Source organism: Anaerorhabdus sp., from assembly GCF_036637135.1.
In the GTDB taxonomy this organism is placed as follows: Bacteria; Bacillota_I; Bacilli_A; order Erysipelotrichales; family Erysipelotrichaceae; genus Anaerorhabdus.
Window position 1 is genome coordinate 40,146 of the sequence record NZ_JAVWNC010000011.1, and the last position, 10,990, is coordinate 51,135.

General features: G+C 33.8%; 14 protein-coding genes and 1 other RNA gene. 12 read left to right on the forward strand and 3 right to left on the reverse strand.

Annotated elements, in window-relative coordinates; translation table 11 throughout:
* Positions 1-80 precede the first annotated feature (80 nt).
* The 7 genes from RR643_RS03455 to RR643_RS03485 are packed head-to-tail and all read left to right on the forward strand — an operon-like array spanning position 81 to position 4,662.
* Positions 81-614: a YqeG family HAD IIIA-type phosphatase gene (locus tag RR643_RS03455; protein ID WP_332482337.1), complete on the forward strand. Its 534-nt coding sequence runs from the start codon at positions 81-83 to the stop codon at positions 612-614.
* A complete protein-coding gene (gene yqeH / locus RR643_RS03460; protein WP_332482338.1) occupies positions 601-1,650 on the forward strand; it encodes a ribosome biogenesis GTPase YqeH in 1,050 nt (349 codons plus the stop codon). The genes RR643_RS03455 and yqeH overlap by 14 nt, the downstream gene beginning before the upstream one ends.
* Complete coding sequence (gene yhbY / locus RR643_RS03465) at positions 1,650-1,937, forward strand: ribosome assembly RNA-binding protein YhbY (protein WP_332468741.1); 288 nt, start codon at positions 1,650-1,652, stop codon at positions 1,935-1,937. Before yqeH ends, yhbY begins: the two co-directional genes overlap by 1 nt.
* Positions 1,934-2,962 (forward strand): nicotinate (nicotinamide) nucleotide adenylyltransferase, encoded by a 1,029-nt coding sequence (gene nadD, locus RR643_RS03470; protein WP_332482339.1) that lies wholly within the window; start codon positions 1,934-1,936, stop codon positions 2,960-2,962. Before yhbY ends, nadD begins: the two co-directional genes overlap by 4 nt.
* A complete protein-coding gene (rsfS, locus tag RR643_RS03475) occupies positions 2,952-3,293 on the forward strand; it encodes a ribosome silencing factor (protein WP_332482340.1) in 342 nt (113 codons plus the stop codon). The genes nadD and rsfS overlap by 11 nt, the downstream gene beginning before the upstream one ends.
* Positions 3,290-3,985, forward strand: coding sequence for a class I SAM-dependent DNA methyltransferase (locus RR643_RS03480; RefSeq protein WP_332482341.1), 696 nt, complete (start codon positions 3,290-3,292; stop codon positions 3,983-3,985). Before rsfS ends, RR643_RS03480 begins: the two co-directional genes overlap by 4 nt.
* Entirely contained in the window at positions 3,979-4,662 is a 684-nt protein-coding gene (locus RR643_RS03485) for a 5'-methylthioadenosine/adenosylhomocysteine nucleosidase (protein WP_332482342.1), read from the forward strand. The genes RR643_RS03480 and RR643_RS03485 overlap by 7 nt, the downstream gene beginning before the upstream one ends.
* Before the next feature lie 72 nt (positions 4,663-4,734).
* Here RR643_RS03485 and RR643_RS03490 read toward each other — a convergent pair whose 3' ends face one another.
* Entirely contained in the window at positions 4,735-5,280 is a 546-nt protein-coding gene (locus RR643_RS03490; protein ID WP_332468736.1) for a hypothetical protein, read from the reverse strand.
* 94 nt (positions 5,281-5,374) lie between these two features.
* Between RR643_RS03490 and RR643_RS03495 the strand changes: the two genes are divergently transcribed.
* From RR643_RS03495 to RR643_RS03505, 3 genes are read left to right on the forward strand one after another with little or no spacing between them, the layout of a single operon-like run.
* Positions 5,375-5,923: a DnaD domain-containing protein gene (locus tag RR643_RS03495; RefSeq protein WP_332468735.1), complete on the forward strand. Its 549-nt coding sequence runs from the start codon at positions 5,375-5,377 to the stop codon at positions 5,921-5,923.
* A complete protein-coding gene (nth, locus tag RR643_RS03500) occupies positions 5,910-6,551 on the forward strand; it encodes an endonuclease III (protein ID WP_332482343.1) in 642 nt (213 codons plus the stop codon). Before RR643_RS03495 ends, nth begins: the two co-directional genes overlap by 14 nt.
* A 1-nt stretch (position 6,552) precedes the next feature.
* Entirely contained in the window at positions 6,553-6,846 is a 294-nt protein-coding gene (locus tag RR643_RS03505; protein ID WP_332468733.1) for a prepilin-type N-terminal cleavage/methylation domain-containing protein, read from the forward strand.
* Between the two features lie 51 nt (positions 6,847-6,897).
* Here the strand turns inward: RR643_RS03505 and RR643_RS03510 are convergent, their stop codons facing one another.
* Together RR643_RS03510 and recU are read right to left on the reverse strand one after the other, a co-directional pair.
* The gene (locus RR643_RS03510; RefSeq protein WP_332482344.1) at positions 6,898-9,735 is read right to left on the reverse strand and encodes a transglycosylase domain-containing protein; all 2,838 of its coding nucleotides are present in this window, start codon (positions 9,733-9,735) and stop codon (positions 6,898-6,900) included.
* On the reverse strand, positions 9,732-10,310 hold the full coding sequence (gene recU, locus RR643_RS03515) for a Holliday junction resolvase RecU (protein WP_332468731.1): 579 nt from the start codon (positions 10,308-10,310) through the stop codon (positions 9,732-9,734). Before recU ends, RR643_RS03510 begins: the two co-directional genes overlap by 4 nt.
* A 102-nt stretch (positions 10,311-10,412) precedes the next feature.
* Here recU and RR643_RS03520 point away from each other — a divergent pair, with 102 nt between their 5' ends.
* Entirely contained in the window at positions 10,413-10,730 is a 318-nt protein-coding gene (locus tag RR643_RS03520; protein WP_332468730.1) for a DivIVA domain-containing protein, read from the forward strand.
* 7 nt (positions 10,731-10,737) lie between these two features.
* Positions 10,738-10,990, forward strand: an RNA gene (rnpB, locus tag RR643_RS03525) — RNase P RNA component class B; the annotation flags it as partial.

The following is a 10,990-nucleotide window of genomic DNA, read 5'->3' on the forward strand; positions in this document are numbered from 1 at the left end:
TTTGAGTTTTACATTAACTATTATATCTAATCTCTAATAAAATGCAAAATAGTGTATAATAATACCGTGGAGTGTGAATAATGATAGCGAAATATTTTTTACCAACGATGTATATTAAAAACTATCAGGATTTGGATTTGGATAAACTTAAAAAAAGAGGTGTCCGTATTTTTATCGTAGATGTTGATAATACATTAATTTCTCATGAAGTAAGCCAACTAGATAACAGTGGATTAGCGTTTATGGAAAACATAAAAAATCACGGTATGATTCCTGTGATTGTTTCTAATAATGTAAAACAACGAGTAGAACAATTAGCTCGACAAGCAGATTGTGCTTATTATAGTTTTGCTTTGAAGCCATTAAAATTGAAATACAAACGAATTCTTCGTGAGTATAAGTGTAACCAGGATGAAGTTTGTGTTATTGGTGATCAATTGATTACAGATGTATTAGGTGGTAATCGCATGAAGTTTATTACAATACTTCAAGAACCTATTACTAATATTGATAATACATCTGGAAAAGTAACGCGATTTATTGAGACAAAGATATTTAATTATTTAGAAAAAACAAACAAGTGGAGGAAACATAACTATTATGACAATTTGTAAAGGGTGCGGTATACAGCTACAAACAACTGATCCAAAAGGATTAGGATATACACCAAAAGAAAATAGTGATTATTGTCAACGATGCTTCCGTTTAATGCATTATGATGATTTAATGATTTCAATGAAAACAGGGATTAATCCAGATGTTGTCTTGGAAAGAATCAATAAGACAGATGGATTAATTTTGTGGGTAGTTGATTTATTTGATTTTGAAGCGAGTATGATTGATGGGCTAAATCGCCATTTAATGAATCGTGATATTGTTATGGTAGCGACAAAAAGAGATTTATTACCAGAAACATTAGGTAATGAAAAGATTGCGAATTTCATTTTCCATCGACTAAAAGAATTGAATATTCAAATACAAGGATTAGTTGTAACGGGCAAAAATATCAAAGAGGGTGTTGAAGAGGTATATCATGCTTTGGATCAATTGGGGCATGGACGTGATGTGATTGTCATGGGTAAAGCCAATGCAGGAAAGAGTACATTGTTGAATGCTTTATTAAATGAAAATCGTCTTACAAGTTCAAGATATCCAGGAACAACACTTGATTTTAATCGAATTGAAGCGAATGGATATACATTCATTGATACACCTGGTATTGAGGGTGAGAAAACAATGTTGATGGCCATTGATGAAAAAGATTTAAAAACTATTTTACCAACACGACGTTTAAAACCATTAGTATTTCAATGCAAAGATGATCAAAGTTTTGCGATTGGTGGCTTAGTTCGTGTCGATTTTATGGGATGTCGCCAAGCATCTGTTGTTTTCTACACATTTGATGAATGTCCAATTCATAGAGGTAAGGTAGAGGGTGCGGATGAAAGGTGGATTAATCTTTATGGTAATATCTATCAACCAACACCAATCGAGAAAGATTTCACCAAAACAAAAACACAAAAAACATATGATAAGATGGATATCGTTATTGACGGCTTGGGCTGGGTAAGCGTTAGTGGTAATGTCAGCGAAATTGTTGTATCATATCCAAGAAATGTCCATGTGACATTCAGAAAGGCGATGTTGTAATGTTAACAGGAAAACAAAAGAGTTATTTAAGAGGTTTAGCGAATACACAACGAGCGTTATTTCAAATTGGGAAAGATGGATTATCTCATAATTTATATAGAACAGTTGAAGATTCATTAGAAGCTCATGAATTAGTAAAAGTGAGTGTGCTTAAAACATGTGAAGAAGATTTTAAAGAATTAGCATTTGATTTAGCGATGAATACTCACAGTGAAGTTGTTCAAACAATTGGACGTACAGTTGTTTTATATCGCAAAAGTAAGGAACAAAAAATTATCCTACCATGAGAAAAGTAGGGTGTTTAGGTGGAACATTTGATCCCGTTCATAAGGGTCATCTAGCATTAGCAAAAAGAGTCATGAAAGCTTTCCAATTGGATGAGATTTGGTTTATTCCAACCAAGGATACTCCCTTAAAGGATCGCTCATGTACTCCTTTTTCTGTGCGTCTAAACATGTTGAAAATTGCGTGTAAACCATATCGTAAGTTTAAAGTATGCACGATTGAGAATGAACTACCAACCCCATCCTACACGATACAAACAGTAAAAGAATTGAAGAAAAGATATCCTGATGTTTTATTTCATTGGATTGTTGGTGATGATCAAGTAGCTCAATTTAGTGCATGGAAAAATATTGATGAGTTATTAGGTATGATTCAATTTATTGCGGTAAATCGCAATCAAGTAGATATTCAAGATGAACGGTTATGGGTAATGCATGATGTTAAGTTAAAAGAAAGTAGCACACGTGTAAGACAAGGATATTTTAATGATTGTCCAAAAGGTGTGCGTAATTATATATTAAAAAATGAATACTATTTAGAAGATGTTGTGTTAGCTCATTGTAGTGAGAAACGAGCACGACATGTGTTCTCGATGACAGAGGTTTGTCTTGCATTGGCAAAAAAACATGGTGTTAATCATCATGAAGCGAGAATGGCTGGAATGTTGCATGATATATGCAAGGAACAAAATTTTGATGAAATGATGAATGTCATGAATATAGAATATCCTGAGTTATTACGATATTCTCCAAAGATATTTCATTCCTTTACCGCAATTCCTTGGATTAAAGAAAATATGGGATATACCAATCAAAAAGTACTTCGTGCCATATTTAACCATACAATATGTTATAGTAAGAGTAAGTTAAGCCGTATTGTATTTATTGCGGATAAGATAGATCCAAGTCGAGGTTATGATAGTTCTTCTTTGTATGAAATATCACTTCGTAATTTAGAGGCAGGATATCAAAAAGTATTAAAAGAAAGAGATGAATATTTAGTCAAGGAGGGTGAGCATGTCCAATAAATTATTAGAACTCATTACAAAAACTGTAGATGATCGATTAGGTGAAGACATTGTTGTCCTTGATTTTAGAAATCATAATCCTTTTTGCGATTATTTTGTGATAGCAACAGCATTGAATCATAGAATGGCAAAATCTATTGTGGATAGTGTTGAAGAAAAAGTTTTAGCTAGTGGAGGAGCAATCCGAGCATTAGATGGTAATGAAGATAGTGATTGGTTGTTGATTGATTGTTATGATGTTGTTGTACATATCTTTGTTGGTGCAGAACGTCATGTATATCAATTAGAACGTCTCTGGGGCGATTTACCAAAAATTGAGGTTCAAGTATGATTTATGATGGTTTAGCTAAATACTACGATGATTTGGTGGCAGATGAGGAAGCTACTCAAAAATGGGTAGACTTCACTACACAATATTGTCGTGGTAAAAAAATATTAGAATTAGCATGTGGTTCTGGCGAAATATCAAATGCCTTAAAGCAAGTTGGATACGATATTCTTGCGACTGATTTCTCTTCTTCAATGATTCAAAGACTCAACCAAAAATATCCAGATGTAAAAACGGATGTAGTGGATATGATATCCTTTGAAATGAATGAGAAGTTTGATGGTGTTTTATGTTATTGCGATAGTATTAATTATTTGAGTTCATTGGATGATATTAGAAGTATGTTTCAATCGGTCACAAATTGTTTGAATGATGAGGGTGTATTTATCTTTGATATGCATACGCAAGATCGTTTAGAAGAATTTAGCGAATTATATATTGAAGAGGGTGAATTGGATGTGCCTTATCAATGGACTATTCAAAGCATAGATCAACAAATTCATCAACACTTTGCATTCTTTGAAGAAAATCATATTCTTCAAGAACAACATATACAAACGGTATTTGATCACACCGAAGTTATCAAGTTATTGAATGACCTTGGATTTAGTTGCGATATATTTACAGACTTTATTCATAGGGGAGTACAAGCGGGAGAAAAACTATTTATAGTTGCAAGGAGAGAAAAATGTTAGCGTTTATTGGTGCAATGGAATTAGAAGTACAAGAATTTCTAAAACGAATGGAAGACGTAAAAAAACATGACATCAGTCATATTGATTTCTATACAGGAAAACTAGCGGGTATTGAATGTTTGGTAATGAGAAGTGGAGTTGCGAAAGTAGCTGTCGCAATCAGTACAACAATCATGTTTGAGCACTTCAAAATTGATGGAGTCATTAATATTGGAACTGCCGGTGGACTTGATATGAAAGAAGAAGTATTGGATGTAGTAGTTTCAACAAGAGTAGCACACCATGATATTGATGTGCCTGGTTGGGATGTAGGATTTGATCAAGAACGAAATAGTTTTATAGCGGATCAAAAAATGATTGATTGTTTAAAATCAATTGTAGATGAAAGTGACCGCGTATGGTTTGGTGATATTGCGACAGGTGATTGTTTCATTTATCGTGAAGATCAAATTCAACGTATTATGAAAGATTATCCAACAGCACTATGTGCTGAAATGGAAGGGGCTGCAATTGCACAAGTTTGTCGCCATTATCAATGTCCATTTGTAATTATTCGCTCACTTTCTGATATAACACACAAAGAAGGTAATGAATTATCATTTGATGAATATGCTGAAAAAGCATCATCACGTAGTGCCTTGTGGTGTGAAAAGTTTATCCAAGTCTATTCAAAATAAATATTAAACCCATCTACTCAATGAAACAAATAGATGGGTTTTGTTTTATTATAAATTAATTGTGTATCTCTTTTACTTCGCGGGGACTATAACTTCGCCGTCTTTTTCTTCAAATAATCCAGCCCAGATATTGTTACTCATCATCCATTGTTTTAACTCACGTGTACTCATTGGATTTTCAGTATCCCATTGAATTGAATTGTTGACTATAAATTCGCCATTTGAATTTGTTACAGAAACAAATGCGGGATAATTCTTAACTCCCCAATCATCAGTAAGTTGATTAATCATCATATTTTCTTCAAGTTCTGTTACATCAACATAATCGATTAAATCACTTAAGCTACTACCTTGTTCAGCTTCTAAAGTTTTCATAACAGTATTTTGGACATATTGGCAATCTGCACTATCCGGTTTACAAAAGAATAAATATGATGTCGATGAATCACCATTTGTTATTAAATATTCTTTTAATGTAGGGTAAGGAATAATTAAGGAATTACTATATGCTTGTACGATACTATCATTATTTTTAGGTGTGAAAAAGCAATAGAATACGAGTAAAAGGCTAACTACCGTAAATAAACTCATTATCGAAATTAATAGCTTTTTAATCATGTATATTCACCTCGGTTGTAATAGTGTATCACTTTTTTTTAAATAGTGCAATTTTATCAAAAAGTCGAGTATAATAGACAATAGAGGTACGAAAATGAAATGGTATAAACAAACATATGTAAATCATCGTGATTGGATTCTTGAAAACTTAGATGTTTTAGGTTTATCACATCAGGAAGCAATTGTCGTGTTATTAATAGATTTCTTTAATTGTAACCAAATTAAGATTACGATGGATATTTTGTCAAAGAAATCAGCAATGCCCCAAGATGAATTGGATAAGACATTAAGTGTTTTAGTTGCAAAGAAGTATCTTGAAATTCGTGCAACAAATAAACAAGTTTCATTTATACTGGATGGTTTATTTGATACAGAAGTTGCGAAAACACAAAATGCATTAAATAGTTCTTTATTTGATTTATTTGAAACTGAGTTTGCTCGACCATTGAGTAATGCAGAAATGATGAAACTCAGTGATTGGGTAAAAACAATGGATTCTAAATTAATTATTTATGCATTAAGAGAATCTTCTATGTATCAAAAAGTAAGTATGAATTATATTCAAAAGATTTTACAAACATGGAGTGATAAGGGTGTAACAGCAAAGATGATTGAAGAAGGAACGAAAATTGACATCGAGTGAAATTTTAACAAAGCTTGAAGAAATGTTTCCCAATGCAGAATGTGAATTAATTCATGATAATGCATTTCAACTAGCAGTTGCAGTTGTATTATCTGCTCAAGCGACAGACGTATCTGTAAACAAAGTTACCCCAAAATTATTTGAAGTATATCCAACTCCACAAGCCATGGCTCAAGCGGATGTAAAAGAGATAGAGAAGTATATTAAAACGATTGGTTTATATCATAATAAAGCAAAAAGTATATTAGGCTTAGCACAAGGGTTAGTCGAAAAGTTTGATGGTATTATGCCAAAAACAATGGATGAGTTATTGACATTACCAGGCGTAGGGCGAAAAAGTGCCAATGTTATTTTATCAGTATGTTTTAATGTTCCTGCAATTGCAGTAGATACGCATGTAGATAGAATTTCTAAACGATTGAAGTTTGCATATAAAAACGATTCAGTATTAACAGTAGAGAAAAAACTAATGAAGAAGATTGACAAGGACAAATGGAATAGAGCACATCATTTGTTTATATTCTTTGGAAGGTATTTCTGTACTGCTCGAAACCCAAAATGCGATGAATGTCCATTTACCAGTCAATGTGTTGATAAAAAAGCGAAGGCGATGAAAGGAATCGAATAGTATGAAAAAGGGATTTACATTGGTTGAGATGATTGTGATTATTTGTATCATTTCTATTGTGGCACTACTAACAGCGCCAAATTTGATGTCTACGCTAACTTCAAGTAATGCACAAGTATGTAAAGACCACCAAAAAGCAATCATGAGTGAATATTATGCTAAACGACCTTATACTGATGATCCAACTTTGTTGGGGAGTCTAATTACAAGTTACAAGAATGAAGTATGTCCCAATGGTGGTGTGATAGCGATAACAAGCACCGGTTTGAGTTGTGGAATTCACGGTTCATATTAAATAGAAAATGAAAACAGCCAATTCAAATTGAATTAGCTGTTTTTTTATTTGTTATTTTACGACACAAGCCTTTGCTTCTGAGTCGTATTTTTTTGTTGGATCAGTACATTGACAATTAGGATGTTCTCCTGTCGCATCAGCGGGACATGCAGTAGGAGGAGTTGTAGTTTCTGGATCGACATGACAGGCATTTCCATACCAGTATTTGCCAAACTCTTTACATCCTCGTTCTGTAGTTTCATCTGGTTTCTCATCACTACATGTATTTGTACTTGTCCACCAGTATTTACCAGAAGCTTTACATCCTTCAGCATTAGTTGTATCAAAGGCAATGTTGACTTGTACATCTTGGCAAATTTCATTACTTGGTGTTCCTAACCAATCGTAGGCGTAATAACCACAAACTTGAAGTGTATGGTTACCACCACCAAGACCAAGATTCTCGGTCCAAGTATTACTTTCGGAAACAACTTCCTTAATTACTGAACCACCTTCACTAATTCTTGCTTTATAACGTATTGGTCCAAATATCCAAGTGTAATCAAATATTCTTGGTCCCCAAGCTTCTACATATACACCATTTTCACTTAAACTTAAGTCCATAGTTTCTGGTGCTACTTGTAATTGATCAGGGTTAGGATAAGCACCCCAGTTAATGGATACTGATCCATCGTTACTACCTGAGGCAGTGAAATTGTTTAGTTGTTCAACGTTTGCAGTATCTGGTGATACAAGTTCTGCAAATTCTTTCTTAATATATCCAGTAGTTACAAATCTTGGATCCATACCTTCAATTGTTGCAGCATATGGCCAAGTACCTAAGATATGAGTTATTTGTGTAACTCCTTCAGGTTTCGCAACTGGTTCTGGTTTTGTTTCATCACTGGTAGCTGTTAGTAATGCTCTACTAATTTTACCAGGAATGTTCATGTTGTTTTTTGCTTTAGTGAAATAGGTGTCTTTATCTTTAACCCCTTTTTCATAACCAACCCAAACTACATTGGTAATTTGTGAGGTTTCAATAACCATCCATTTATCTTTGGCAGCACCTTTAGGAATACCAAATTGAAGACCTTCAGTTCCCCAGTCGGTTGTACCTGTCTTACCATAGACTTGGTAATCTTTACCAGCAGTAACCATTTGCATATAATTTTGATAAGGAGCATAAGGAGCCTTACTCATAATGTACGCAGTTTGATAAGCTGCTTCAGCGCTAATTACTTGTGTTCCAGTATATGTAGGTTCTAATGGTTCTCTTCCATCTGCAAATTCGATTCTTGAAACAGTATGTGGTTTATAGTAGTTACCACCATTCATCATAGCTGCTTGAGCTGCGGCTAATTCGAATACACTACATTCGAAACTTGATCCTCCGATTGCATATCCAAGGTCAAATTTATCTAATGTGACTTTTGAGAATCCTAAATTTTGTAAATATTCAACGACCTTTTCTCTACCAATTGCAACGATAACTTCGTCAAGTGCTTGCATGGCTGGTGTATTCCATGAATTACCAACTGCCGATTCAAGTGTTATTTGACCATTGTAATGTCCGTTAAAGTTCTTAATTACCTTGGTTGTACCACGATATATGATAGGTCTATCTGTTACAACGTGACTTGTTGACCAACCTAAAAATTCAAAGGCTAGTGCATAATCTAGGAACGGCTTTACAGCTGACCCTGGTTGTTTATATTGGTCGGTAGCATGGTTAAGAAGTAAACTTCCTCCTCGTCCATAGTTACGTCCACCACCAACGGCAATAACTTGACCATTTTGATTATTCATAGAAACCATACCGATTTCCATTAATTCATCTGGGAATTCAACGCCTTCATAAGAATCAGATTGTATTAAATCCATTGTAGCTTGAACATCTTTATCCATATAAGTATAGATTTTCATTGATGTTGAAGTAGGATCCAAACCAGTTAATTCTTGTACTTCACGAGTTACAGTATCAATATATGATTGATATGCATATTCATCAGACGCAACTGAATCAGATTTTTTTGTATTTGGATCAACAAGTAAATCTTCAACAGCAATAGATTTTGCTAAGTCTGCTTCTTCTTTTGTAATATATCCATGACGTAACATCATATTGAGAACGGTATTACGACGATTTGTAGCATAATCTAAATATCTAAATGGGTTATAAAGACCTGGAGCATTAACTACTCCTGCAAGCATTGCTGATTCAGGAAGAGTTAATTCACTTACATCTTTATTGAAATAATAGTTCGCAGCTTTTTGAACTCCACGAATATTACCTGTACCACCAAAGTTTGATTTATTTAAATACATTTCAAAAATAGCTTTTTTATTTGTATTGTTTTCTAATTCTAATGCTAAGGCAATTTCTTGAACTTTACGTCCGATTTTCTTTGGAGCGCCTATTCCACTTTCATCATCCATGAAGTACGTCATTTTAGTTAACTGCATGGATAGTGTAGAACCACCTTGCGCGAAACTTAATGATTTTAAGTTTTCAAGCATTGCTTTTCCAAAACGCGCCATATCAAATCCATTATGACCAAAGAAACGTGAATCTTCTATTGATACAAAGGCATCAATTAAAGATGTAGGAACTTGATCATAAGTTACATTGGAACGAATTTGTTTACCAACATCGGCGATAAGTTCTCCGTTTTGATCGTAAATTTGTGACGATTCTTTACTTTCGTATTGTGTGATATCAAATGCTGGTTTATCCGATAACATATTGAATAAAACAAATAGTCCTGCACAACCAACGATAATCTCACAAGCAACTAAGATTGAAATAATCATTGCCACAAGATTTCTGCGATTAACTTTTCTTTTTGGTTTTGGCTTACTTGCCACATTTGAAGCTGTTTTTGTAGTTTTTCTTCTTTTCAGTTTCATTTTTGTCCTCCTAAGTAGAGTTGGTCAACTACTTTTAAGTAATCAACACGAGGGCACAAGCCCATGGGTATCAAAATTGCCTCATCTTTAAACCATGTGTAAGGCAGTGATCTTTTTTCACCAAAATATGACTCTATTACTTTGTGTGCTTCTACAAAGTAAGTTTCATTATACTTCGAAAATCGAATAATGACAAAAGCAATCGCTCCATGTTTCAATACACTTTGTAGATGTTTGATTTGATGGGGATGAATACTAGAGAAAGGAAATGATGTTTTACTTGAACATTCCTTTGCTTCAAAATCAATTGCTTTACCTTTGTATACACCATTGTAATCGGTTGTACTTGGAGTCTTAAAATAAGCCTCACTAATCTTTGCTGCACTACGCATCGGATAATCAACTGTTACAATTTGCACAGGTGTAGGTTTCTTATGAATATTTGCTTTGTCCACTTCTAAATAGTAATCATTAGAAAGATTAATATCTTTTTCTAAAGTCATTCCACGGTTTGTCGCAGAAAGAGTTCTATCAATCGTGTTTTTTTGTTTCTTCCCATTTGGGTAATTAATCATATTATCACCTTGTACTATTATACATTTTGGAGCGAAAAATTGGAAGATATATTGATTTTAGTGGGTGGGTTTGTCATAATGTTAGGGATGGAGGGATAAAGTATGTCAACAAAATTAAATCTTGATATTCAAACAATCCTTGATAAACAATTTAATATCGATTTCAAAGGGTATAGTGCAATTGAAGTTGATAGTTTCTTAGATGCAGTTTTAGAAGACTATGAAACTTATCAAGATGTTACAAAATCCTTAAATGATAAAGTTGTTGAACTTGAACGTTTAAATGCTACTCTTCGTGCGCAAATTATTGAGTTAGAAGGTAGATCACGTTTGAATGATGAAGGTGGACAAAATGTATCTCAATTAGATATTCTTAAACGTATTTCTCGCTTAGAGAAAGCAGTTTATTCAAAAGAATAGAAACATCTCACTCGGGCAATCGCTGATGCATTTGCATTAGAGGAAAGTCCATGCTCGCACAATCTGTGATGATTGTAGTGTTTATGCTAGTCCAATAAATAAGGCTAGGTAGGGAAGAACTCCCTAACGGCGGACCAATTACCTAAGGGAAACTATGGTAAAAGGCTATAAAAGTGTCACAGTGACGTAGTCTATAGGGAAACGTATAGAGTGGAACGAGATAAACCCCATAAGCGAGAAACCCAAATTTGGTAGGGGAA